The 25,428-nt window shown below is 67.1% G+C and carries 19 protein-coding genes and 3 pseudogenes; 12 read left to right on the forward strand and 10 right to left on the reverse strand.

Annotation, left to right across the window (positions count from 1 at the left end):
- Positions 1-65: 65 nt before the first annotated feature.
- The 10 genes and pseudogenes from V6M89_RS30465 to V6M89_RS28220 form a co-directional block, all read left to right on the forward strand.
- Positions 66-950: pseudogene (locus tag V6M89_RS30465) on the forward strand (M56 family metallopeptidase); the annotation flags it as partial.
- A gap of 174 nt (positions 951-1,124) precedes the next feature.
- Positions 1,125-1,907 carry a class D beta-lactamase gene (blaOXA, locus tag V6M89_RS30470; protein WP_442882010.1) on the forward strand — a complete coding sequence of 261 codons (783 nt, stop codon included), beginning with the start codon at positions 1,125-1,127 and terminating at the stop codon, positions 1,905-1,907.
- A gap of 28 nt (positions 1,908-1,935) precedes the next feature.
- Positions 1,936-2,700: pseudogene (blaOXA, locus tag V6M89_RS30475) on the forward strand (class D beta-lactamase); the annotation flags it as partial.
- Positions 2,683-3,795: a class C beta-lactamase gene (gene ampC / locus V6M89_RS30480; protein ID WP_442882011.1), complete on the forward strand. Its 1,113-nt coding sequence runs from the start codon at positions 2,683-2,685 to the stop codon at positions 3,793-3,795. The pseudogene blaOXA (V6M89_RS30475) and the gene ampC, both read left to right, overlap by 18 nt.
- A gap of 133 nt (positions 3,796-3,928) precedes the next feature.
- Positions 3,929-4,864, forward strand: a complete 936-nt coding sequence (gene tal / locus V6M89_RS28195; protein ID WP_332856330.1) for a transaldolase — start codon at positions 3,929-3,931, stop codon at positions 4,862-4,864.
- 178 nt (positions 4,865-5,042) lie between these two features.
- A complete protein-coding gene (locus V6M89_RS28200; protein WP_332856331.1) occupies positions 5,043-6,233 on the forward strand; it encodes an efflux RND transporter periplasmic adaptor subunit in 1,191 nt (396 codons plus the stop codon).
- Positions 6,234-6,248: 15 nt separating this feature from the next.
- Positions 6,249-9,401: an efflux RND transporter permease subunit gene (locus V6M89_RS28205; protein WP_332856332.1), complete on the forward strand. Its 3,153-nt coding sequence runs from the start codon at positions 6,249-6,251 to the stop codon at positions 9,399-9,401.
- Complete coding sequence (locus V6M89_RS28210; RefSeq protein WP_332856344.1) at positions 9,394-10,839, forward strand: efflux transporter outer membrane subunit; 1,446 nt, start codon at positions 9,394-9,396, stop codon at positions 10,837-10,839. Before V6M89_RS28205 ends, V6M89_RS28210 begins: the two co-directional genes overlap by 8 nt.
- Positions 10,840-10,948: 109 nt before the next feature.
- A complete protein-coding gene (locus V6M89_RS28215) occupies positions 10,949-12,034 on the forward strand; it encodes a patatin-like phospholipase family protein (RefSeq protein WP_332856333.1) in 1,086 nt (361 codons plus the stop codon).
- A 126-nt stretch (positions 12,035-12,160) separates the two neighbouring features.
- Entirely contained in the window at positions 12,161-13,894 is a 1,734-nt protein-coding gene (locus V6M89_RS28220; protein ID WP_332856334.1) for a methyl-accepting chemotaxis protein, read from the forward strand.
- 3 nt (positions 13,895-13,897) lie between these two features.
- Here V6M89_RS28220 and V6M89_RS28225 read toward each other — a convergent pair whose 3' ends face one another.
- The 6 genes and pseudogenes from V6M89_RS28225 to V6M89_RS28250 all read right to left on the reverse strand — a co-directional run bounded on the left by V6M89_RS28225 (position 13,898) and on the right by V6M89_RS28250 (position 19,967).
- Complete coding sequence (locus tag V6M89_RS28225; RefSeq protein ID WP_158568012.1) at positions 13,898-15,142, reverse strand: anthrax toxin-like adenylyl cyclase domain-containing protein; 1,245 nt, start codon at positions 15,140-15,142, stop codon at positions 13,898-13,900.
- An 88-nt stretch (positions 15,143-15,230) separates the two neighbouring features.
- The gene (hemW, locus tag V6M89_RS28230; protein WP_332856335.1) at positions 15,231-16,499 is read right to left on the reverse strand and encodes a radical SAM family heme chaperone HemW; all 1,269 of its coding nucleotides are present in this window, start codon (positions 16,497-16,499) and stop codon (positions 15,231-15,233) included.
- Positions 16,496-17,080 carry an RdgB/HAM1 family non-canonical purine NTP pyrophosphatase gene (gene rdgB, locus V6M89_RS28235; RefSeq protein WP_332856336.1) on the reverse strand — a complete coding sequence of 195 codons (585 nt, stop codon included), beginning with the start codon at positions 17,078-17,080 and terminating at the stop codon, positions 16,496-16,498. The genes hemW and rdgB overlap by 4 nt, the downstream gene beginning before the upstream one ends.
- A gap of 122 nt (positions 17,081-17,202) precedes the next feature.
- Entirely contained in the window at positions 17,203-17,937 is a 735-nt protein-coding gene (rph, locus tag V6M89_RS28240) for a ribonuclease PH (RefSeq protein ID WP_332856337.1), read from the reverse strand.
- 12 nt (positions 17,938-17,949) lie between these two features.
- Positions 17,950-18,930: a PP2C family protein-serine/threonine phosphatase gene (locus V6M89_RS28245; RefSeq protein ID WP_332856338.1), complete on the reverse strand. Its 981-nt coding sequence runs from the start codon at positions 18,928-18,930 to the stop codon at positions 17,950-17,952.
- 19 nt (positions 18,931-18,949) lie between these two features.
- Positions 18,950-19,967 (reverse strand): annotated as a pseudogene (locus tag V6M89_RS28250) (serine/threonine protein kinase).
- Positions 19,968-20,055: 88 nt separating this feature from the next.
- Here V6M89_RS28250 and V6M89_RS28255 point away from each other — a divergent pair.
- Positions 20,056-20,946 (forward strand): YicC/YloC family endoribonuclease, encoded by an 891-nt coding sequence (locus V6M89_RS28255; protein ID WP_116990355.1) that lies wholly within the window; start codon positions 20,056-20,058, stop codon positions 20,944-20,946.
- A gap of 256 nt (positions 20,947-21,202) precedes the next feature.
- Complete coding sequence (locus tag V6M89_RS28260; RefSeq protein WP_442882012.1) at positions 21,203-22,591, forward strand: NCS2 family permease; 1,389 nt, start codon at positions 21,203-21,205, stop codon at positions 22,589-22,591.
- A 15-nt stretch (positions 22,592-22,606) separates the two neighbouring features.
- Here V6M89_RS28260 and V6M89_RS28265 read toward each other — a convergent pair whose 3' ends face one another.
- From V6M89_RS28265 to V6M89_RS28280, 4 genes are all read right to left on the reverse strand, one after another.
- Positions 22,607-22,894, reverse strand: coding sequence for a putative quinol monooxygenase (locus V6M89_RS28265; RefSeq protein WP_332856340.1), 288 nt, complete (start codon positions 22,892-22,894; stop codon positions 22,607-22,609).
- 77 nt (positions 22,895-22,971) lie between these two features.
- Entirely contained in the window at positions 22,972-23,340 is a 369-nt protein-coding gene (locus V6M89_RS28270) for a response regulator (RefSeq protein WP_332856341.1), read from the reverse strand.
- Between the two features lies 1 nt (position 23,341).
- Complete coding sequence (locus tag V6M89_RS28275) at positions 23,342-24,826, reverse strand: ATP-binding response regulator (protein WP_332856342.1); 1,485 nt, start codon at positions 24,824-24,826, stop codon at positions 23,342-23,344.
- A partial coding sequence (locus V6M89_RS28280) for a CheB methylesterase domain-containing protein (protein WP_332856343.1) occupies positions 24,823-25,428 on the reverse strand: 606 nt, incomplete at its 5' end. The genes V6M89_RS28280 and V6M89_RS28275, both read right to left, overlap by 4 nt.

The raw sequence follows: 25,428 nt of genomic DNA on the forward strand, positions 1-25,428 counted from the left end.
AAGGTTCTTGACGTCTTGCGACACGTGTCACATAATGCGTGACACCTGTCGCATAGAGGCGTCGCATGGCCATTTCCACTTTCCTGATTTTCCGTTTCCTGCTTGCCAGCCTGGGCTGCGTCGCCGCCGGCCTGGTGGTGTGGGCATTGACCGCCGCTTGCCGCCGCTACCTGCCCCAAGTCGCCGTGCAGCGCTCCATCTGGCTGCTGGGCCAGATGACGATCATCGCGACCTTCCTGGTCATCCTGCTGCCGCACAGCGAGCGGCTGCGCCTGCTTCCGCCGATTGAACTCCCCGAAACCATGCTGGCCGCCCCTGCCGCGCAGGAACATGCCGCCACGCCTGCACCGGCCGCCGCCATGGTCGCTGGCGGCAACGCGACGACCGATTACCGCGCCTGGCTGACCGGGGCCGCGCAAGCCTGGCTGTCGCTCTACTTGCTGGGGCTGGCCTACACCACGGGCCGCGTGCTGCAAGCGCACCGCACGCTGAACGGCCTGGCCGCCACCGGCGAGCGCCTGGCCACACCGGGCCTGCACCACGGCCTGGATCAGTGCCTGCATCAGAGCCCAGCGCAGGCCGCGACGCCCGCGCCATCGCTCACCGTCATCGAAGTCGACGCGCCGATATCGCCTATGCTGTTCGGCTGGTTCCGCCCGCGTCTGCTGCTGCCGCGCCATCTGCGCAGCTTCGACCCAGAGCAGCAGCAAATGATCGTCGAACACGAACTCATGCATCTGCGCCGGCACGACCTGCAATGGATGAGCACCGGCATCGTGCTGCAAACGCTGCTCTGGTTCAATCCCTTCATGCGCCTGCTGCGCGACAACCTGGCCTGGGCGCAGGAGCTCGGCTGCGACCGCGACGTGCTGCGCAACCGGCCGCCCGCACAGCGCAAAGCGTATGCGGCCGCGCTGGTGGCGCAGCTGCGCTTGCAGCCGCATCCGGTCACGCATCGGGCCAAGACAGCGTTGGCCTTCGGCGGCGTCAGCGCCCACACAGTGGCGGCACGCATCAGTCTGATCCGCGAACCGGACGCCACGCCGCACGGGCCGTGGGCGCGCGGCGCCGCCGTCGCCGGCCTGGCGGGCATCTTCGCCACCAGCCTGGTATTCCAGCCCGCCCTGGCCGACCGCGCCGCCACGCCGGCGCAGGCGGCAGCACCGGCCACCTTCAGCTGCACGGAAATGGTCGATGCCGCCAGCGGCGCGCGACTGGTTCATGACGGCCATTGCGACGAGCGCGTCACACCGGCATCCACCTTCAACATCGCCGTCAGCCTGATGGGCTATGACAGCGGCATACTGCGCGACGAACATTCCCCCAGCCTGCCGTTCAAGCCCGGCTATATCGACTGGAACCCCGACTGGCGCGCCACGACCGACCCGACCAGCTGGATACGCAACTCGACCGTGTGGTACGCGCAGCAGGTGACAGCCAATCTGGGCGCGCGCCGCTTCCAGCAGTATCTGAACAGCTTCGGCTACGGCAACCTGGATATCTCGGGCGACGCCGGCAAGGACAACGGCCTGGCCATGTCCTGGATCGCGTCCAGCCTGAAGATATCGGCGGCCGAGCAGACGGCCTTCCTGCGCAAGGTCGTCAACCGACAGTTGCCACTGTCGGCCCATGCCTACGAGATGACCGCCCGCCTCACCGCACTGGGCACCTTGCCGAACGGCTGGCAAATCCACGGCAAGACCGGTACCGCCTCGCCGGTGCTGGCCAACGGCAGCGACGACCAACGGCACAGCTACGGCTGGTTTGTCGGCTGGGCCACCAAGGACGGGCGCACCGTGGTCTTTTCCCGCCTGGTACTGGCGGACAAACAGGCCGGCTCCGCCGCCGGCCCCAGAACCAGGGACGCGTTCCTGCGCGATCTGCCTGCGCAACTGGACGCGCTCTAAACACACGCAACACCACCAAAGGAGTCGTATGAATTTTCGCCACATCATATTGGGGGCGCTGGCTAGTCTCGTCCCTATTTCCGCCGCCCACGCCGCCGAAGTGTGCACGGCGCTTGCCGACAGCAACGGTCCGACCTTATTCCAGCGGGGCGAATGCCAGCGCCAGGTGACGCCGGCGTCCACCTTCAAGATCGCCATCAGCCTGATGGGCTACGACGCCGGCATCCTGAAAGACCAGCGCACGCCCAAGCTGCCGTTCCACGAAGGCTATGTCGACTGGCGTGCCGACTGGCGCCAGGATACCGATCCCGCCATGTGGATGACGAACTCGGTGGTCTGGTACTCGCAGCAAGTGACGCAGCAACTGGGCATGCAGCGCTTCGCCGGCTACGCCAGCAAATTCAAGTACGGGAACGCCAACGTCGCGGGCGATGCCGAACATGACGGCCTGACCTTGTCGTGGATATCGTCATCGCTGAAGATCTCGCCGCTGGAGCAGCTGACCTTCCTGAACAAGGTGGTCAACCGCCAGCTGGGCGTCAGCGCCCACGCCTACGACATGACCGCGCGTTTGACGCAGCGCGACCAGCCGCTGGCGGGATGGCGCATCCACGGCAAGACCGGCGCCGCCTCCGGCTACGGCTGGTACGTGGGCTGGGCAAGCAAGGGCAAGCGCAGCTTCAGCTTCGCGCACCTGATGCAAAGGGACGACACGCAGCCGAAGGATGTCTCGACCGGCGTGCTGGCGCGCGAGGCGCTGCTCAAGGAACTCCCGCTGTTATTGGGCTCCGTGGAGCAAGAGGCACTGCTCAGGGAAACGGTGGACCAGACCATCGAGCCGCTGATGAAAAAATACGATGTCCCCGGCATGGCGCTGGCGCTCACCGATCACGGCAAAAACTACGTCTTCAACTACGGCCTCGCCTCGCGGGAAACCCGCCGCCCGGTCGACCGCGACACGCTGTTCGAGGTCGGCTCGGTCAGCAAGACGCTGGTGGCCACGCTGGCCACCTACGCGCAAGCCCAGGGCCGGTTGGCGCTGTCCGACCAGGTCAGCCAGCATATGCCGGCGCTGCGCGGCAGCAGTTTCGACCACATCAACCTGATCCACCTGGGCACGCACACAGCCGGCCAATTCCCGATGCATGTGCCCGACAACATCAAGAACTACGATCAGCTGATGGACTACTACCGAAGCTGGCAACAGCCGGCCAGCGCCGCCGGCACCAGCCGAACCTACTCCAACCTGACTATCGGCCTGCTGGGCATGGTCAGCGCCCAGAGCATGGGGCTGCCATTTGCGGACGCGATGGAAACCCGGCTGCTGCCCGCGCTGGGCATGCGGCAAACCTACATCAAGGTGCCGGCGGACCAGATGAAGCACTACGCCCAGGGCTATAACGATGCCAATGCGCCGGTGCGCGTCCATCCCGCTGTGCTGGAACCCGAGGCTTACGGCATCAAGACCACGGCGGCGGACCTGATCCGTTTCGTCGACGCCAACCTGGGCCAGACTGCACTGGACAATCCGCTGCGCCAGGCGGTCGAGGCCACGCATATCGGCTACTTCAAGGTCGGCAAGATGACCCAGGATCTGATCTGGGAACAATATCCCACCGCCGCAGGCCTGCCGGGCCTGCTGGTCAGCGCGTCCGAACAGGTGACCTGGAAGAGCAATCCGGCCACGCCGCTGACGCCGCCGCTGGCGCCGCAAGCCGATACGCTGCTCCACAAGACCGGATCGACCGGCGGCTTCGGCGCCTACGTGCTCTTCAGCCCCGGCCGGAAAACCGGCATCGTCATGCTGTCCAACAAATTCTATCCCGGCGCAGCGCGGATCGAGGCCGCCTACCGCATCCTGTCGCAGCTGGAACAACGCCAGGAATGAGCTTGCCTAAACGGCAAACTGACCTTTATTGCGTGTCAATATGGAGACTGTTGAATTTCGCTTTCTTTAACAATTGTTCACGGTTGAGTACAATAAGGCAAGCCTCACTCCCCTTAACCGACTGGCAGCGCACATGAACCAACTCGAACAGCTCAAGAAATTCACCACCGTAGTCGCCGACACCGGCGATTTCCAGTCCATCCAGGCCTACACCCCGCGCGACGCGACCACCAATCCTTCGCTGATCCTGAAGGCGGTGCAGAAGGATGAATACAAGCCGCTGCTGGAAAAAGCCGTGCGCGACAACCTCGACAACTCGATCGCCGAGACCATCGACCACCTGCTGATCGCCTTCGGCAAGCAGATCCTGCGCATCATCCCGGGCCGCGTATCGACCGAAATCGACGCCCGCCTGTCGTTCGACGTCGAAGGCTCGGTGGCCAAGGGCCGCGAGCTGATCAAGCTGTACGAGCAGGCCGGCATCGAGCGCGAGCGCGTGCTGATCAAGATGGCCGCCACCTGGGAAGGCATCCGCGCCGCCGAGATCCTGGAAAAAGAAGGCATCCGCTGCAACATGACCCTGCTGTTCTCGCTGGGCCAGGCCATCGCCTGCGCCGAAGCGGGCGCGCAGCTGATCTCGCCGTTCGTCGGCCGCATCTACGACTGGTACAAGAAGACCGCCGGCATCGACTACGTCGGCGCCGAAGATCCGGGCGTGCAGTCGGTCAAGCGCATCTACAACTACTACCGCAAGTTCGGCTACAAAACCGAAGTGATGGGCGCGAGCTTCCGCAACACCGGCCAGATCCTGGAACTGGCCGGCTGCGACCTGCTCACCATCAGCCCGGACCTGCTGCAACAGCTGGCCGACAGCAACGCCCCGGTCGAGCGCAAGCTGAGCTCGGAGACCGTACCGGGCGCCGGCATCATCAAGCTGTCGCAGGACGAGAAGACCTTCCGCTTCCAGCTCAACGAAGACCAGATGGCTTCCGAAAAGCTGGGCGAAGGCATCCGCGCCTTCTGCGCCGACTCGGGCAAGCTGAAGCAAATCATCTCAGGCATGCGCTGATCCAGCGCCGGCCAGGACATCAAGGCGGTAACGCGGCGCAAGCCGTGTTGCCGCCTTTTTTACTTTGTTGCCGTACAAAACGTTACATTACTGGCTGTATTACAATGTTGCGACCCTAGCCAGCCACCCCGCCTGGCCGATCAAGCGCACCATATCAAACTTTTTACGAGAACCATCCATGAGATCAGTACCTCGTTACACTGCCGCCGTTTTCGCCTTATCCCTGCTGGCCGCCTGCGGCGACAAAGCCGCCGCTCCCGGCGCCCCGCCGCCCGCCACTGTCGCCGTCATCACCGTCGCTCCCGCCGCCGTCACCCTGAGTACCGAACTGCCGGGCCGCACGGAAGCATCGCGCATCGCGCAGGTGCGCGCGCGCACGGCCGGCATCGTGCTGCAACGGGTGTTCAAGGAAGGCGGCGACGTCAAGGCCGGCGAGGTACTGTTCCGCATCGATCCCGCCAGCTTCCAGGCTTCCTACGACAGCGCGCAGGCGGCCGTCGCCAAGGCCGAGGCCAACCTGGCCCAGGCCGATTTAAAGGTAAAACGATATAAACCGTTGTTGGCGGCGCAAGCCGTCAGCCAGCAGGAGTACGACGACGCCGTCACCGCGCAGAAGCAGGCCGCCGCCGACCTGGCCACGTCCAGGGCCGCGCGCACCAACGCCGGCCTGACCCTGGGCTACGCCACCGTGACCTCGCCGATCTCCGGCCGCATCGGCCGCGCGCTGGTGACCGAGGGCGCCCTGGTGGGACAAGGCGAAGCGACGCCGATGGCCACCGTGCAGACGCTGGACCCGATCTACGTCACCATCACCCAGTCGTCGACCGAGCTGCTGAAACTGCAACGCGCGCTCGCCAGCGGCAAGATCAAGGGCGCCGGCAAGAACGAGGCGCGCGTCACCTTGGTCACCGAAGACGGCCAGGCTTACCCGCAAGCGGGCAAGCTGCTGTTCTCGGACGTGTCGGTGGACGAGAGCACCGGCGCGGTATCGATGCGCGCCGCCTTCCCGAATCCCGACCACACCCTGCTGCCCGGCATGTACGTGCGCGCGCGGCTGGACCAGGGCGTCAACGACGCCGCCATCACCGTGCCGCAGCAGGCCGTGGTGCGCAGTCCGGAAGGCTCGTCGGTGCTGGTCGTCGGCGCCGACAACAAGGTGCTGGCGCAGCCGGTCACCGCCACCGCCAACGACGGCCAGAACTGGGTGGTCAGCTCCGGCCTCAAAGGCGGCGAGCGCATCGTGGTCGAAGGCTTCCAGAAAGCCAAGCCTGGCGCCACGGTCAATCCGCAGCCGTGGAAAGGCCCCGCCGGCGCAGCTCCCGCAGCAGCACCGGCGCCGGCGCCGGTCGCTTCCGCCGCAGTCAAATAACCCCCGGGAGTCCTGATGGCCAAGTTTTTCATCGATCGCCCCGTGTTTGCGTGGGTGATCGCACTCTTCATACTGCTGGGCGGGATGCTGGCGATCACGGTCTTGCCCGTGTCGCAGTACCCGACCATCGCGCCGCCATCGATCGTGGTGACGGCCAACTACCCCGGCGCCACCGCGCAGGTGCTGGACGACGCCGTCACCAGCGTGATCGAACAGGAGATGAACGGCGCCGACGGCTTGCAGTACGTCGAATCGTCCAGTGAGGCCAGCGGCGCCGTCACCATCACCGTCACCTTCGTCCCCGGCACCAATCCGGACCTGGCGGCGGTCGATGTGCAGAACCGCATCAAGCGCGTGGAGTCGCGCCTGCCGGCCGCCGTCACGCAGCAGGGCGTGCAGGTCAACAAGGCGCGTTCCAACATCCTGATGTTCGTCGGCCTGACCTCGACCGACGGCCGCCTCGACCCGACCGGCCTGGGCGACTACCTGGCCCGCAACGTGGTCAATGAAGTCAAGCGCATCCCCGGCGTGGGCCAGGCGCAGTTGTTCGGCACCGAGCGCGCGATGCGCATCTGGGTCGATCCGGCCAAGTTGATCGGCCTGAAGATGAACATGGCCGACGTCACCGCCGCCATCCGCGCGCAGAACGCGCAGGTCACCTCCGGCACGCTGGGCGATTTGCCGAGTCCCGCCAAGCAGACCTTCTCCGCGCCGATCGTGGTCACGGGCCAGCTGTCGTCCACCACCGAATTCGGCCAGATCGTGCTGCGCGCGAATCCCAACGGATCGCTGGTGCGCTTGAAGGACGTGGCGCGCGTCGAAATGGGCGGCGCCAGCTTCAACATCAACGCGCGCCTGAACGGTGCGCCGTTTTCGGCGATCGCGGTGCAGCTGTCCCTGACCGGCAACGCGCTGCAAACGGCGACCGCCGTGCGCGAGAAGATGGACCAGCTGGCCAAGTTCTTCCCGCCGGGCGTCAAGTACACCATCCCTTACGACACCTCGCTGTTCGTCAAGATCTCGATCGAGGAAGTGGTCAAGACGCTGCTGGAAGCGGTGCTGCTGGTGTTCCTGGTGATGTACCTGTTCCTGCAAAACTTCCGCTACACCCTGATCCCGACCATCGTGGTGCCGGTGGCGCTGATGGGCACCTTCGCGGCGATGCAGCTGTTCGGCTTCTCGATCAACGTGCTGACCATGTTCGGCATGGTGCTGGCGATCGGCATCCTGGTCGATGACGCCATCGTGGTGGTGGAAAACGTCGAGCGCATCATGAGCGAGGAAGGCCTGTCGCCGCGCGACGCCACCCGCAAGGCGATGACGCAGATCACCGGCGCCATCATCGGCATCACGCTGGTGCTGATCGCCGTGTTCATTCCGATGGCCTTCTTCGGCGGCGCGGTCGGCGCGATCTACCGCCAGTTCTCGCTGGCGATGGTGTCGGCCATGCTGTTCTCGGCGCTGATGGCGCTGACCTTGACGCCGGCGCTGTGCGCCACCATTTTGAAACCGGTGGAAGCCGGCCATCATCATGAGAAGAAAGGCTTCTTCGGCTGGTTCAACCGCAAGTTCGCGGTGACCGCCACCGGCTACCAGGGCGTGATCGCCAAGATGATCAAGCGCACCGGCCGTTATCTGGTGGTGTTCGCGCTGATCTGCGGCGTGGTGGGCTGGCTGTATGCGCGCCTGCCGTCGTCGTTCCTGCCGAACGAGGACCAGGGCTATTTGATCGCCAACGTGCAGCTGCCGGCCGGCGCCTCGACCAGCCGCACGCAAGCCGTGCTGGCGCAGGCCGACGCCTACTTCCGCAAGCAGCCGGGCGTGGCCCGCACCATCGCGGTGGCGGGCTTCAGCTTCTCCGGCAACGGCCAGAACGCCGGCCTGGTGTTCATTCCGCTGAAGGACTGGAAGGAACGCGGACCGGAAGAATCGGCGCAGGCGATCGCGCAGCGCGCGTTCGGCGCGCTGTCCAGCATCCCGGACGCGATCATCTTCCCGCTGTCCCCGCCGCCGATCCGCGAGCTGGGTAACGCCACCGGCATCACCGCGCGCCTGCAGGACCGCAGCGCGCTCGGTCACGATGCGCTGATCGCGGCGCGCAACCAGCTGCTCGGCATGGCCGGCAAGAGCGCCATCCTCAAGGGCCTGCGTCCTGAGGGACTGGAGGACGCGCCGCAGCTGCAAGTCGATATCGACCGCGAGAAGGCCAATGCGCTGGGCGTGACGTTCGCCGACATCAACTCGATGATGTCGACCGCGCTCGGTTCGTCCTACGTCAACGACTTCGCCAGCAGCGGGCGCCAGCAGCGCGTGATCGTGCAGGCCGACGCGCCGCGCCGTCTGCAGCCGGCCGACATCATGCAGCTCAACGTGCGCAGCGCGGCCGGCACCATGGTGCCGTTCTCCTCGTTCGCCAGCTCGCACTGGATCCAGGGTCCGGTGCAGCTGGTGCGCTACAACGGCTACCCCGCCATCAAGCTGACCGGCGATGCAGCCCCTGGCCGCTCGACCGGCGAGGCGATGGACGAACTGGAACGCCTGGCGGCGCAGCTGCCGCCGGGCTTCAGCATCGAATGGACCGGCCAGTCGCTGGAAGAGAAGACTTCCGGCTCGCAGGCGCCGATGCTGTTCGCGCTGTCGCTGCTGGCCGCCTTCCTGGTGCTGGCGGCGCTGTATGAAAGCGAATCGATACCGGTGGCGGTGCTGCTGGTGGTGCCGCTGGGGATCCTGGGCGCGCTGCTGGGCGCCACCATGCGCGGGCTGCCGAACGATGTGTACTTCAAGGTCGGCCTGATCGCCATCATCGGCCTGTCGGCCAAGAACGCGATCCTGATCATCGAATTCGCCAAGGACCTGCAGGCGCAGGGCAAGGGCCTGGTCGAGGCGACGCTGGAGGCGGTGCACCTGCGCTTCCGGCCTATCATCATGACCTCGCTGGCCTTCATCCTCGGCGTGCTGCCGCTGGTGATCGCCACCGGCGCGGGATCGGCCAGCCAGCGCGCCATCGGCACCGGCGTGATGGGAGGCATGATCACGGCCACGGTGCTGGCGGTGTTCCTGGTGCCGGTGTTCTTCGTCGTGATCCGCAAGATCTTCAAGGGCAGCGAACGCCAGCGCAAACTGGCCGCACATGAAATGAACGATAAGAACCATGAAACCTATGATTAAGTTTGTCCATAAGCCTGCCCTGACTTTGCTGGCCGCGGCCGTGCTGTCGGCCTGCTCGCTGGCGCCGGTCTACCAGCGCCCCGCCGCGCCCATCGCCGGCAGCTACGCGATGGACACGGCCGGCGCCGCCGCCAAGACCGGCTTCGCCACCGTGCTGGCCGGCCCGGGCCAGAAGGACGCCGTCGATACAGGCTGGCGCGAATACTTCAGCGATCCACGCCTGCAGCAGCTGATCGCCGCCGCGCTGGAAAACAACCGCGACCTGCGCACCGCCGCGCTGCGTATCGAGGAAGCGCGCGCGCAGTACGATATCCAGTCGGCCGACCGCCGGCCCAACCTCAACGCCAACGCGGCCGTCACCAAGGCCAAGACGCCGGCCTTCCTGTCGCCGAGCGGCCAGACCAGCATCGGCAAGCGCTACGACGCCGGGCTGGCGATATCCGCCTTCGAGCTGGATTTCTTCGGCCGCGTGAAAAGCCTGAACGATGCGGCGCTGGCGGCCTACCTGGCCACCGAGGAAGCGCGCCAGGCGGCGCAAATCAGCCTGGTGGCGCAGGTGGCGCAAGCCTATTACACCGAGCGCGCCTACGCCGAGCAGTACGCGCTGGCGCAGCAGACCTACGAGGCCCGCGCCCGCACCTACAAGTTGACGCAGCAGCGCGCCGAAGTGGGCGCCTCGTCGCGGCTGGACCTGCGCTCCAACGAGACGCTGATGGAAACCGCGCGCGCCGCCGCGTTGACGCTGGCGCGCCAGCGCGCACAGGCGAACAACGCATTGACGCTGCTGGTCGGCCAACCGGCCAGCGCCGCCGGCACCGGCGCCATGCCTAGCGACCTGCAAATCGACGTCCTGAGCGCGCTGCCGACCGGCCTGCCGTCGGACCTGCTGGCGCGCCGTCCCGACATCCGCGCCGCCGAGCAGCGCCTGCAGTCGGCCAACGCCAACATCGGCGCCGCGCGCGCCGCCTTCTTCCCGCGCATCAGCCTGACGGCCGCGCTGGGCAGCAGCAGCCCGTCGCTGAACGGCCTGTTCGACGGCGGCTCGGGCAGCTGGTCGTTCGCGCCACAGCTGACCTTGCCGATCTTCGACGCCGGCCGCAACCGCGCCAACCTGGGCCTGGCCGAGGCGCGCAAGAACCTGGCCGTGGCCGACTACGAGAAGACCATCCAGACCGCCTTCCGCGAAGTAGCCGACGCGCTGGCCGCGCGCGACTACCTGGGTGAACAGGTATCGGCGCAGCGCGCCGTGCAGGAAGCGCAAGCGGATCGCCTGAAACTGCTGCAACTACGCTTCGACAACGGCGTCGCTAGCTCGCTGGACGTGCTGGACGCGCAGCGCGAGCTATTCAGCGCACAACAAACGCTGGTGCAAGCCCGCCTGCTGCGCACCACCAGCGCCATCGACCTGTACCGCGCCCTCGGCGGCGGCGTAAAATAACCGCAGTCATTCCCGCGCAGGCGGGAATCCATACAACGCATCTGTAGCAAGCTCAGTATGGATTCCCGCCTGCGCGGGAACGACGGAGTTTCCTTTTCCGACTACGACGATGACCTCTCCGATCACCATCCGCCTGGGCGCGCGCGCCCGCCAGCGTATCGCCGCCGAGGGCGTAAGGGCGGCCGATGTCGCCATCGTGCCGGCCGCCGCCGGCGGTCCGAAGGGCCTGATCCTGCACGGCCTCGACTGCTGGATGTTCGGCGGCTGGCTGCAGGCCGCGCCGCGCCCGCGCAAGCTGGTCGGCGCCTCGATCGGCGCCTGGCGCATGGCGGCGTCGGCCTTCGACGATCCGGTCGCCGCCCACCGGCGCCTGGCCCGCCTGTACGCCGGCCAGCGCTATCCGGCCAAGGTCACCGCCGCCTACGTCAGCCAGACCGTCCGCGCCCTGCTCGACGAACTGCTCGACGGCCGCGCCGCCGAGGCGGTCCATCATGCCGAGCACCATGTCTCGGTGCTGACCATGCGCGGCGTCGGCCCGCTGGCCCGCACCAACGGCCAGCGCTGGCGCGAGGTGGCCGGCTTCGTGCGCGCGGCGGCCGGCAACGCGCTGTCGCGCCGGCGCCTGGCGGGGGCGATGGAACGGGTGGTGTTCCACAACACCCGCGACGACGCCGCCTGGCTGCGCCAGCAGTTCGACGCCTTCACCGGCCATTTCGTCGGCCTCGACGAGGCCAACCTGCGCGACGCGCTGCTGGCCTCGGGCTCGATCCCGCTGCTGCTCGAAGCGGTGTCGGGCATCGCCGGCGCGCCCGACGGCGCCTACTGGGACGGCGGCCTGATCGACTACCACCTGCACCTGCCCTACCAGCGCGATCCCGGCCTGGTGCTGTACCCGCATTTCAACGACTACATCGTGCCCGGCTGGCTGGACAAATCGATGCCATGGCGCCGCGCCCGCGCCGGCGCCCACAACCCGGCGCTGGACAACGTGATCCTGGTGTCGCCGTCGGCCGACTTCGTCTCCCGGCTCCCCAACGGCAAGCTGCCCGACCGCAAGGACTTCCAGTTCTACGGCCAGGACCACGCCGCCCGCAGCCGCGACTGGACCCGCGCCATCGTCGAGAGCGAACGCCTGGCCGAAGCCTTCGCCCGCTGGTGCGACAAGCCCGACCTGACCCAGGCCGCCGCCTTCTGATTGTTTCAAAAAAGCAACGCAACGCCCTGAAGTTGCATGACCGCCACGGCGCGACGGGCGCATACTTGTAGCCTGCCAGTCGCGCCGCCGGGCGCGCCTGCGCAGCCATCCCCGGGAGCGTCCATCATGAATCTACTGTCTCAGCTGCGCATCGGCACCCGCCTCGCGCTCGGTTTCGCCATCGTCCTGTTGCTCGCCATCTGCGCCACCTCGGTGGCGCTGTACAACGCCCGCGTCAACGCCGAGGCCACCCGCCACATGATGGAGAAACCGCTGGCCAAGGAACGCCTGGCCTCCGACTGGTACGTGCTGATCTACTCGGCGGTGGCGCGCACCGCGCTGATCGCCCGCAGCAGCGACGACAGTCTGTCGACCACCTTCGCCGACGTCATCGCCGACAGCAGCAAGAAGGGCGGCGAACTGATCGCCAAGCTCAAGGAGCTGATGGCCAGCGACGAGGAAAAGGCCGTGTTCGAGGCCTCCGGCGCGCTGCGCGCCACCTACCAGAAGGCCAAGACCGACATCATGAACGCCAAGAAGGCCGGCAACGCCGAGGAGGCGGAAAAGCTGTACAAGGAGGTCTTCATGCCCTCGGCCACGGCCTACCAGGGCAAGGTGCAGGCGCTGCTGACCCTGCAGCGCAAGGCGATCGACGACACCGCCCACGCGATCGACGCCGCCAACGACCGCAGCAACATGCTGCTGATGGTGCTGGCGGTGCTGATGGTGTCGATCGGCTCGCTGGCGGCGTGGGTGATCTCGCGCTCGATCACGGTGCCGCTGAAGTCGGCGCTGGAGATCGCCTCCACCGTGGCCAACGGCGACCTCACCACCCGCTTCGACGCCGAGACCAGCAAGTGCGAGATCGGCGACCTGATGACCGCGCTCAAGGGCATGAACGATGCGCTGCGCAACGTGGTCAGCCAGGTGCAGAGCGGCACCAACACCATCGCCACCGCGTCCGACGAAATCGCCGCCGGCAATATGGACCTGTCGCAGCGCACCGAGGAACAGGCCAGCTCGCTGGAGGAAACCGCCTCGTCGATGGAGCAGTTGACCAGCACCGTGCGCCAGAACGCCGAGAACGCCAAGCAGGCCAATCAGCTGGCGCAGGCGGCCTCCGACGTGGCCGAGCGCGGCGGCGCCATCGTCGGCCAGGTGGTCGACACCATGGGCTCGATCGACGCCTCGTCGCGCAAGATCGTCGACATCATTTCCGTCATCGACGGCATCGCCTTCCAGACCAACATCCTGGCGTTGAATGCCGCAGTGGAAGCGGCGCGCGCCGGCGAGCAGGGCCGCGGCTTCGCGGTGGTGGCGTCCGAGGTGCGCAACCTGGCCCAGCGCAGCGCGGCGGCGGCCAAGGAAATCAAGGAGCTGATCGGCAATTCGGTCCAGCAGGTCGACATCGGCGCCAAGCTGGTGCAGCAGGCCGGCACCACCATGGGCGACGTGGTGGCCAGCGTGCGCCGCGTGACCGACATCATGGGCGAGATCACCTCGGCCAGCAGCGAGCAAAGCATAGGCATCGACCAGGTCAACACCGCCATCACGCAGATGGACCAGGTGACGCAGCAGAACGCGGCGCTGGTGGAACAAGCTGCTGCTGCGGCGGCCAGCATGCAGGAACAGGCGGCGCGGCTGGCCGACGTGGCGGCGTCGTTCAAGCTGGGCGACGAGGGCTGGCGGCCGGCCCTGGCCCCGCCGGCGCGCGCCAAGGCGGCGCTGCCGGCGGCCCGCCCTGCCCTGGCGGCACGTCAGGCTCCGCGTCCGACGGCACCGGCGGCCCGACCGGCCGCCAAGCTGACGGCCAGCAAGCCGGCCACCGTCGGCGGCGACAAGGACTGGGAAGAGTTTTAAAAGCTAGACCGCCCGCTGGGCGTCGCGGATCGACATGCCCCACGCCGCGTTGCGGGGCAGGAAGTAGCCGGCGTCCTGCAACAGTCCCGCATAGACGCGGAATTCGCGCATATTGAGCAAGGTCGCGACATTGCCGTAGGCGGCGATGGCGGGGCTGCGGATGCCGGCCGCGTCGGGCTGGAACACGGTCAGCGGAAAGCCGTCGTTATCGTTTTCCATGTCGGCCTGGGTCAGCGCGCCGAACGCCACGTGGCGGTGCGATTCGGCGTTGTGGTGCACGCGGCGGAAGGCGCCGTTGCCGTTGACCATGCGGCCGTTGAGCAGGTTGATGCAGCGCAGGATGCGCGGCGTGACGTTGCCCATGTCGTAGTGCTCCTCGTTGCCGAAGCCGGCCGGCGCCTGCCAGCCCTGCGGGCGCGGGCGGCCGGTGCTGCTCTCCATGGTCAGCACCTTGTCGAGGTTGGTGCCGCGCTCGAACACCTGGCCCAGGCGCGGCGCCATGCCGTTCATCACCAGCCCCGGCTTGGCGATCTGCGCCGAGCTGGTGCTGCCGTAGTCGCTCCAGCGCGGGCACACCGCCATCAAATCGTAGTCGCCGGTCATCGGCCGGTTGTTGGCGCCGGCTTCGGACGAGCACATCACCTCCAGCGGCAGCAGCAGCCGCGAGGCCATGCCGTGCGCGCTGAAGTCGGTGGCGATGGTGTAGACGTGGATCTGGTAGACCGCCTCGCCCGCCGTGGGGCCGGCGCGATTCCAGCGCGCCAGGAATTCGAACAGCTGGCCGTCGCCGGAACGCTGCGCCAGCAGCGAGTAGTCGCGGGTGCCGGGCACGGCCTCCATGAACTGCAAGGCGGTGCGCGGCGGCATTTCCTCGGCCAGCAGCATCTGCAAGGTCAATTGCTCCAGCGTCAGTTCCAGCACGCGGGCGCTGGCGAAACGGTCGTTGATGCCCTTCTGGTTGGCGCGCGTGCCCTTCTGCGCCTTGCCCTGGTTGTGGCCGACCTTGCTGTAGGTGCCGTCGTACGGCACGAAGCCGGCCTGCGGTCCCCAGTCCGAGCTTTTGCCCTTGACGTGGAAATTCTTGCTGGGATAACCGTCCTCCAGCCAGCGCCGCGACCACGGCCCGGTGGAGCGGAAGATGATCACTTCGTCGAGCTCGTTGGCCACGCGCTGGCTGGCGATCATGTCGAGCCGGGTCATGCCGTTTTCCGGATCGTCGAACGAGGGGGCTAAACCAAATAAGGGCATCGCTGCTCCAGGCTGGATAGGGGTTTCCCAGTATCCAAGCCTGTCCATTTGACGTCAAGAAAAATGGTTAAAAATGCCAGCTCTTGTATCAGCCGTTGAGGAACATCTGTTGCAAATCGTTGAGGAAGCGCTGGCCCAGCTCGGTCGGCTTGATCAGCTTGTAGTCGCGGTAGAGCAACCCCTTGGCTTCGGCCGCGTTGAGGTTTTTCTCGATCGCGTTCAGGCTCAGGCCGGTGCGCTCGGCGAACAGGTTGGGGTCGAAGCCGCCGTGCAGGCGCAGCGTGTTGAGCATGAACTCGAAGCCCATGTCGTCGCGGCCGATCTCGTACTCCTCCTGCACCGGCGCGCCCAGCCGCACCTGCTCCATATAGGCCTTGGGCTGCTTGTAGCGGGCCTGGCGCAGGATGCGGTGCGGGAACGACAGCTTGGAGTGCGCGCCGGCGCCGATGCCCAGGTAGTCGCCGAATTCCCAGTAGTTCAGGTTGTGGCGGGCGCGGTGGCCTTCCTTGGCGTAGGCCGACACCTCGTACTGGCCGTAGCCGTTGGCGGCGGTCAGCTCGGCGATCAGGTCCTGCATGTCGGCGCTGGCGTCGTCGTCCGGCAGCGCCGGCGGGTACTTGGCGAACAGCGTGTTCGGCTCCATCGTCAGGTGGTACAGCGACAGGTGCGGCGGCTGGAAGGCCATCGCGGTCTCGACGTCGTGGCGCGCCTCCTCCAGCGTCTGCGACGGCAGCGCGTACATCAGGTCGAGGTTGAAGTTGTCGAAGTTGGCCAGCGCGATTTCCACCGCGCGTTTGGCTTCGTTGTCGTCGTGGATGCGGCCCAGCGCCTTCAGGTGGCGGCTGTTGAAGCTCTGGATGCCGATCGACAGGCGGTTGATGCCGCTGGCGCGGTAGGACTTGAACTTCTCGGCCTCGAAGGTGCCGGGGTTGGCCTCCATCGTGATCTCGCAGTCGCTGTCCAAGGGCAGCAGGGTGCGCACGTCCGACAGCAGGCGGTCCAGCCCGGCGGCCGACATCAGGCTGGGCGTGCCGCCGCCGATGAAAATCGTATAAATCTTGCGGCCCCAGATCAGCGGCAGCGCCATTTCCAGGTCGCTGCGCAGCGCGTCCAGGTATTCCTGTTCCGGGAAGCTCTCGCCTGCCTTGCCGTCCTTGGCTTCGTGCGAGTTGAAGTCGCAGTAAGGGCATTTCTTCACGCACCACGGGAAGTGGATGTACAGCGACAGCGGCGGCAGCGCCTGCAGGTTCAGCGAACCGGCCTGCAGGTATTTGGCGGCGACGCCGGCCGCTTCGCTGATGTCGGTGGCCGGCTTGGCTGCCTTGCTGGTGGCGCCGACGATTTTAATCGGGATCATTTCAGTTTCTCTACCAGTGCGCGCAGCGCCTGGCCGCGGTGCGACAGGGCGTTCTTTTCATCGGCCGTCAGCTCGGCGGCGCACTTGCCCAGCGCCGGGATGTAGAAGTGCGGGTCGTAGCCGAAGCCGCCGTTGCCGCGCGGGGTGGCGATCATCTCGCCGTTCCAGCGGCCGTCGGCGATCACCGGCTGCGGGTCGTCGGCGTGGCGCACGAACACCAGCACGCAGTAGTAGTACGCGGACTTGTCGGCGTGGGCGGCCAGATCGGCGATCATTTTCTCGTTGTTGCGGGCGTCCGACTTCGGCTCGCCGGCAAAGCGCGCCGAGTACACGCCGGGCGCGCCGCCCAGCGCGTTGACGCAGACGCCGGAATCGTCGGCCAGCGCCGGCAGCCCGGTCAGGCGCGCGGCGTGGCGGGCCTTTTGCAGGGCGTTTTCAACGAAGGTGTGGAACGGTTCTTCGGCCTCGGGGACGTCGTACTCGCCCTGGGCGTGGACGGAAAAGCCCACGGTGGACAGCAGTTCGTTGAATTCTTTGAGTTTGCCGGCGTTGTTGGAGGCGAGGATCAGGCGTTGGGTCATGATATGGGCTGCGTGTGGCGGTGAAGCCGACATTGTAAACCCTTTGCCCCAAACAGTCGGGGTCTGACCCCGCCGGGGGTCAGACCCCAAGCCTGCGGGGTTCGTGCGCCAGTGGTTTCCGCTTAGCCTACAATGCCGAGCGCCTGCTTCTGCAGCTTGATCAGGTCGGCGATGCCGCCCTGGGCCAGGTCCAGCAGGCGGTTCATGCCGGCGCGGTCGAAGGCGGCGCCCTCGGCCGTGCCCTGCACTTCGATGAAGTGGCCGGCGTCGTTCATCACCACGTTCATGTCGGTGTCGCAGCCGGAATCCTCGATGTAGTCCAGGTCCAGCACCGGCATGCCCTGGTAGACGCCGACCGAAATCGCCGCCACGAAGCTTTTCAGCGGAATCGCCGGCACCGCGCCGCGCGCCACCAGCTTGGAGAAGGCGTCGTACGCCGCCACCATGGCGCCGGTGATGGACGCGGTGCGGGTGCCGCCGTCGGCCTGGATCACGTCGCAGTCGAGGTGCAGGGTGCGCTCGCCAAACGCTTCCAGGTCGAACGCCGCGCGCAGCGAACGGCCGATCAGGCGCTGGATCTCCTGCGTGCGGCCGGACTGCTTGCCGCGCGCGGCCTCGCGGTCCATGCGGGTGTGGGTCGAGCGCGGCAGCATGCCGTATTCGGCGGTCATCCAGCCCTGGCCTTTGCCCTTCAGGAAGCCCGGCACCTTCTCTTCGATGCTGGCGGTGCAGATCACCTTGGTGTCGCCGCATTCGATCAGCACCGAGCCTTCGGCGTGCTTGGTGTAGTCGCGGGTCAGGCGCAGGGTGCGCAGCGCATCGACGGCGCGGCCGCTCGGACGGGATTCAAATGACATAAACAGTATTCCTTATTTTAATATTTGGGAGGATTTTTCGATGGCGCCGCGGATCTCGGCGATGGCCTTCTCGATCTCGTCGTCGTCGAAGGCGTCGACGGTGTCGCCTCGCGGCGCCGGCGCGGGCGCCTGCTCCGGCACCGGCGCGCTGTTGATCGTGGTGCTGTGCAGGTTCTGCGGCAGGGCTTCGGTCGAGATCACGGTCGACTGTTCGGCCGCCGCCAGCGTGCTGGCGCCCACGCCGTCGATCAGGGAGCTGCCCTGCCACATGATGGCCAGCGCGGTGACGTTGTCGCTGGCGCTGCCGGCCGCGCCCAGCGCCGCCTGCAGCAGGTCCGGCACCGCGCGCACCACGGTCTGGCTGTGCAGGCGCCGCACCAGTTCGTCGTCCGGCAGCATGGACCACAAGCCGTCCGAGCACAACAGCATCAAATCGCCCGGCAGCATGCCGGCGCCGCCGGAGATTTCCACCTTCGGCAGGCTGTCCGCGCCCAGGCAGTTGTACAGCTTGTTGCGGTCGGGATGGGTGGCGCGCTCGGACGGCTGCGCCAGGCCCTTGGCGATCAGGCTTTCCACGTGCGAGTGGTCGCGCGTGCGCGCCAGGATCTGGCCGTCGCGCATCCAGTACAGGCGCGAATCGCCGCAGTGCGCCCAGGTCGCCGTGTTGTGCTGGATCAGGCAGGCAACGATGGTGGTGCGCGGCGTCTCCGGCAGGCCGTGGTCGGCGCGGTACTGGTGGATGTCGCGGTGCGCCGTCAGCAAGGCCTCCTCCAGGAAGCGCTGCGGCTTTTTCACGTACGGCGTGGCCTGCTGCTGGAACAGCGCCGAAATCGATTGCAGCGCCACGGTGGCGGCGATCTCGCCGCGCAGGTGGCCGCCCATGCCGTCGGCCAGCACCAGCAGCAGCGCGTCGCGGGTGAAGCTGTAGCCCATGCGGTCCTGGTTGACCTTGCGGCCGCCGATGTGGCTTTCCTGATACACGGAGAATTGCATGGTTCCTGCCTTTTGTCGGTTAGATCAGCGTGTCGGGGCCGGTTTTGGCCTTGGGCTTGCCCCGGCCGCCCAGCCGGTCCATCAGCCCGCGCAAGCCCAGTCTGTCGATCACGCCCGGCGGCGGCGCCGGCGCGGCCGGCGCCGCCCCCCCCCACCGCAGCCGCCTGCAGCACCTTCTGCAAGGCGAACAGGCTTTGCGGGCGTTCCAGCGGGTCCAGCTCCAGGCACCAGCGCACCATCTTCACCAGTTCCGGCGTGTACAAGCCTTCCAGCTTGTCGAAATGGCCGGCCATTTTATCCTCGCCCTTGCGCTGGTCGGCCGGCTGCGGCGGCGAACCCACCATGCAGGCGAACATCGAGGCGCCGATGCTGTACACGTCCGACCACGGCCCCAGGCCGCCGGTCTTGGAATACAGCTCGGGCGGCGCGAAGCCCGGAGTGTACATCGGCGTCAAGGTCGGCATGTCGTTATTTACGGTCTGGCGGGCGGCGCCGAAGTCCAGCAGCATCGGCGTGCCGTCGGTGCGCAGGTAGATGTTGGCCGGTTTCAGGTCCAGGTGCAGCAGCTTGTTGGCGTGCACCTCGCGCAGGCCCTTGAGCACCTGCAGGAAGATGGTGCGGATGAAGGCCTCGCCCACCTTGCTGCCCTTGCTGCGCTGCCTTTGTATATGTTCTTGCAATGAATGGCCGGATTCATAGGCCATCACCATGTAAACGGTTTCGTTGGCGCGGAAGAAATTGAGCACGCTTACAACATTCGGATGGGAGATCCGGGCCAGCGCCCGGCCCTCCTCGAAGAAGCACTTGAGACCGATGCGGAACACCGGCAGATGCGCCTTGGAGATGGCCGGCACCAGTTCGCCCTCCTGCCGCAGGGCCAAAGAACTGGGTAAATATTCCTTGATCGCCACCGCCACGCCGTCGCCGTCGTACGCCAGGTAAACAATACTGAACCCACCGGACGCAATTTTCTTTACAATGCGATATCCAGCAATTTCCAGACCATCGGGTAACGGGGCGTTGTTTTGTGCAGCCATAGAGTTCCTCGCCTCAACAACCGGATTGTGTGGATAAATCACTGTTTTGTAAAGATTAAATCGGGGACATCCATTGAGCATTTCCAGTATGACGGGCTACGCGGTCGCCACCAGTGAAAGTGCGGCGGGAACACTGACTATCGAAATCAAGAGTGTCAACTCGCGATTTTTGGACCTTCAGTTTCGAATAAACGACGATTTACGAGCGCTTGAACCCGATTTGCGCTCCGCAATCATGGCGGCCATCACCCGCGGCAAGGTCGAGTTGCGCCTCAGCTTCGGCCGCAAGGCCGCGAGCACCGGCTCGCAGGCGCTGAACCTGCCGCTTTTGACCGAATTACAACGCATGCAGGCCGAAGTGAGCGGCCATTTCCCGGCCGCCGCCACCATGTCGGTGGCCGAGCTGCTGCGCTGGCCCGGCGTGATCGAGGAAGCCCAGATCGGCCAGGAGTCGCTGCAGGCCGACGTCGCCGCGCTGACCGCGCGCACCGTGCAAGCCTTCGTCCACAGCCGCCAGCGCGAGGGCGCGGCGCTGGAAACCATGCTGACCTCGCGCATCGAAGCGATGGAAGTGATCGTCAAGCGCATCACGCCGCTGATCCCGCAGGTGGTGGCGGCCTTCCAGCAGAAAGCCATCGAGCGCATGCAGGACGCGCTGGGCCTGGCCTGCCAGGGCTCGAATTCGGCGCTGTCGCGCCAGGACGCGCTCGAGCGCATCCGCCAGGAAGTGATCCTGTACGGCATCCGCATCGACGTCGCCGAAGAGCTGGGCCGCCTGTCGGCCCACCTGACCGAGACCCGCCACATCCTGAAAAAAGGCGGCCAGGTCGGCAAGCGCCTGGACTTCATGATGCAGGAACTGAACCGCGAAGCCAACACGCTGGGCGCCAAGGCCTCGGTCAAGGAACTGGCCGACGCCTCGATGGAACTCAAGCTGCTCATCGAACAGATGCGCGAACAGGTGCAGAACCTGGAGTAAGTCTGTCCCTCCGCCGCCACACCGCGCAACATCGTTCCATTGCGCGCGCCGTGGCGGCCGCCTCCCCCGCCACCCTCCTCATAGGGGATTCCCCCTCCCCGGCGAATGCAATACGCGTACGGCTATGACAGGTATCGACAGCCGCCGCGCAGCGCCAACCCGCTTTCCCCTAAGCTCTCCTTGCAATACACATAACGAGACACTGCCCAGGACGGCCACAGCGGCCGCCTAGGCGGACAACAACAGGAGCAGCACCATCATGTCCCAACCCCAGCCACAACTCCGCCCCGTGCGCGAGCAAGCCACGCCTGCCGTCCCGCTCACCAAGCTGGACCAATATTTCCAGATCACCGAACGCGGCAGCACCACGCGGCGCGAGGTGGTGGCCGGCGTCACCACCTTCCTGGCCATGGTGTATTCCGTGTTCGTCGTGCCCGGCATGCTGGGCGCGGCCGGCTTCGACGTCAGCGCCGTGTTCGTCGCGGTCTGCCTGACCGCCGCCGTCGGCTCGCTGCTGATGGGCGTGTGGGCCAAGCTGCCGATCGCGGTCGGCTGCGCCATCTCGCTGACCGCCTTCACCGCCTTCGGCCTGGTGCTGGGCAAGGGCCTGTCGCCGGCCGTCGCGCTGGGCGCGGTGTTCCTGATGGGCCTGGTGTTCACGGCGATCTCGGTCACCGGCGTGCGCTCGTGGATCCTGCAGAACCTGCCCGCCGGCGTGGCGCACGGCACCGGCGTCGGCATCGGCCTGTTCCTGCTGATGATCGCCTCCAGCGACGTCGGCCTGGTGGTCAAGAACGCCGGCGCCGGCCTGCCGGTCGCGCTGGGCAAGATCACCTCCTTCCCGGTCGTCATGAGCATGCTGGGCCTGGCCGCCATCTTCGGCCTGGAGCAGCGCAAGGTCCCGGGCGGCATCCTGCTGGTGGTGGTCGCGCTGTCGGCGCTGGGCCTGGCCTTTGACCCGGCGGTGCACTTCACCGGCGTGTTCGCCATGCCGCAACTGAGCGCGCCCGGCCACCCTTCGCTGATCGGCGCCATGGACATCCGGGGCGCGCTCAGCGTGGCCGTGCTGCCCAGCGTGCTGGCGCTGGTGATGACCGCCGTGTTCGACGCCACCGGCACCATCCGCGCGGTCGCCGGCCAGGCCGGCCAGGTCGAGCCGAACGGCTACATCCGCAACGGCGGCAAGGCCCTGACGGCCGATTCGCTGAGCTCCATCTTCGCCTCGCTGGTCGGTGGCGCGCCGGCCGCGGCCTACATCGAGTCGACCGTCGGCACCGCCGCCGGCGCCCGCACCGGCCTGACCGCCGCCGTGGTCGGCGTGCTGTTCCTCGGCCTGATCTTCTTCTCGCCGCTGGCCGGCCTGGTGCCGCAGTACGCCACCGCGCCTGCGCTGATGTATGTCGGCCTGCTGATGCTGGGCAGCGTCGCCCACATGAAGATGGACGACAAGCTGGACGCGCTGTCGGGCCTGGTGTGCGCGGTGTTCATCCTGCTGACCTGCAACATCGTCACCGGCATCATGCTCGGCTTCTGCACCCTGGTGGTGGGCCGCCTGGTGTCGGGCGAATGGCGCAAGCTCAACGTCGGCACGGTCGCCATCGCCATCGCGCTGGCCGTGTTCTACGCGGGCGGCTGGGCCATCTGATCCGCCCGCACGGTCTTACTGCATCTGGTTCAGCTTGAGGATCTGGATCTCCGCCAGGCCGTCGATGGTGGCGACCAGTTCCAGGAAATGCGGCGTGGCGAGGTGCAATGCGTGCGCCTCGGCGCTGCTCCAGGCTTCGACGATGACGTAGCGGCCCGGCTGCTCCAGGTCGACGTGCGGGTCGTAGCGGACGCAACCGGCTTCGGCGCGGGTGGGCGGCACGATGCGCTCCAGTGCGGCCTTCAGCACGGCTTCATTGCCAGGCTTGGCGGTCAGGATGGCGATCACGATCAGTTCTTGCATGGGGACTCCTCAATATGGTGAGCACCCAAGCTGGAGGCGATTGATAAAAAAACAAGGCCTGCATCATCCGCCGCGCATCATCCGCCGCCCAGCGCGGCCTCGATCAAGGCCACAAACTCGTCGACGCTGATCGGCTTGCTGATATAGCCGTCGCAGCCGGCGGCCCGGATGCGGTCGGCGTCGCCCGTCATCGCGAAGCTGGTGAAGGCCAGCACCTTGATGGCGCCGGTGCGCGCATCGGCCTTCAGCGCGCCGGTCGCCTCCAGCCCGTCCATGCCCGGCAGCTGCACATCCATCAGGATCAGGTCCGGCAGCCGCTCGCGCGCCAGCCGCAGCGCGCTTTCGGCCTCCTCCGCCTGCAGCACCTGGTGCCCCGCATGCTCCAGCAGGAAGGTCGCCAGCAGCATATTGGACGGATTGTCTTCGACGATCAGGATGGTTGCCATCTCATGCTCCGGCGCCGCCGCACGGCAGCCACAGGATGAATTCCGAACCGGCGCCCGGCGTGCTGTGCACGGCCAGCGCGCCGCCGTGCAATTCCACCAGCTGCTTGACCAGCACCAGCCCCAGGCCCGTGCCCTCGTACAGGCGCGACAGCTTGCTGTCGAGCTGGACGAACTGGCGGAACAGCCGCGGCAGGTCGTCGGCGGCGATGCCGATGCCGCTGTCAGTCACGCTGATCTCCAGATAACCGTCCGGGTCCGCCTTGAGCGCGGCGCCGCCGCCGACCAGCGCCATCGCGGCCGGCCGCGCCGCCCCCACCCGGCTCGCGCGCAAGGTCACGCTGCCGCCGTCGGGGGTGAACTTGACCGCGTTCGACAGCAGGTTCAGCACCACCTGGGTCAGCTTGCGGCGGTCGGCCGGCAGCGGCGCGTCCAGCGCCGCCTCCAGCTGCAGCGCGATGCGCTGGCGCTGCGCCCGTTCGCGCACCACCACCAGGCACTCGCCCAGCAGCGCCGCGATGTCCACCGGCGCCAGCTCCAGCTCCATCATGCCGGCCTCGATCTTCGACATGTCCAGCACGTCGTTGATCACCGCCAGCAGGTGCTTGCCGCTGAGCAGGATGTTGCCGGCGAATTCTTCCTGCTGCGCCGTCAGCTTGCCGGCCATGCCGCTGCGCAGCACCTCGGAAAAACCGTTGATGGCGTTGAGCGGCGTGCGCAGCTCGTGCGACATATTCGCCAGGAAGGCCGACTTCATGCGGTTGGCCTCGCCCAGCTCGAGGTTCTGGCGCGCGATCTCCCGGTTGGAGGCCTCCAGCTCGGCGTTCTTGCGCTCGACCTCCCGGTTCGAGTGTTCCAGCTGGGCCGTGTGGCGGCGCAGCTGCAGGTTCAAGTCGTTGACCTGCTGCTCGCGCGACTGCAATTCGCCGTTGACCTGCACCGCCTGCTCGTAGGTGGCCACCAGCAGGTCGAGGATTTGCTGGCGCTCCGAATGGATGGTGTGCTCGCGCCCGTTCAGGTAGAGCACGATGCCCTGGGCCGGGTCGGTCTGCTGGCGCAGCCGGCGGTTGGCCAGCACCTGTTCCAGCCGCGCCAGCAGGTAGGCCGGCGCGTAGGGCTTGCGGATGAAATTGTCGGCGCCGCATTCGAGGCCGCGCACGATGTCTTCCGGGTCGAACAGCGAGGTGATCAGCACCACCGGGATGTCGCGCCAGTCGGGGTTGGCCTTGACCGCCCGGCACAGCTGGTAGCCGTTCATTTCCGGCATCACGATGTCCGACAGCACCAGCTCCGGCACGCGCTCGGCGATCGCCGCCAGCGCCAGCCGGCCGTTGGCCGCCGTGCGCACCGCATAGCCCTGCCGCTCCAGCAGGTGGCGCAGGTGCTCGGCCTGGGTGCGGCTGTCCTCGACGATCAGGATCTCGGCGCCGGCCGGGGCCGCGCCGCTGTCCACGCCGCTGTCCACCCCGCTGTCCACGCTGGTGTTCATCGCGCCCCCGGCGTCAGGCTGTTCAGCAAACCGGCGATCGCTTCCGGCGCCAGCACGTGGCGCGCCGCGCCCAGCCGCACCGCCTCGCCCGGCATGCCGTTGACGATCGCGCTGTCGGAGTCCTGAGCGATGGTCAGCGCGCCGGCCTCCTGCATGGTCTTGAGTTCCTGCGCGCCGTCGCGCCCCATGCCGGTCAGCAGCACGCCGGCCGCGCGCGGCCCGAACGCCGCCGCCGAGCGAAACAGGTTGGCCACCGCCGGCCGCGCGCCGTGCTCCGGCGGCGCGGTGGACAAGACGATGCGCGCCACGCCACCCTCCGAGCGCACCGTCATGTGGGCGTCGTCGGGCGCCAGGTAGATGTTGCCGGCCAGCGCCAGCTCGCCATGCCCGGCGACGCGCACCGCGCCGCCGCAACCGCGCCCCAGCCATTCGACCAGGCCGGCCACGAAGCCCGGCGAAATATGCTGCACCACCAGGATGGGCGCGGCGAACGGATGCTTCAGGCGCGCCAGGATGGTGTGCAGCGCCAGCGGGCCGCCGGTCGAGGCGCCGATCGCCACCAGCCGCAGCTCGGCGCCGGCCACCGGCGCCGGCGCCGGCGC

The sequence above is a fragment of the Duganella sp. S19_KUP01_CR8 genome (assembly GCF_036688705.1).
GTDB lineage: Bacteria > Pseudomonadota > Gammaproteobacteria > Burkholderiales > Burkholderiaceae_D > Rugamonas.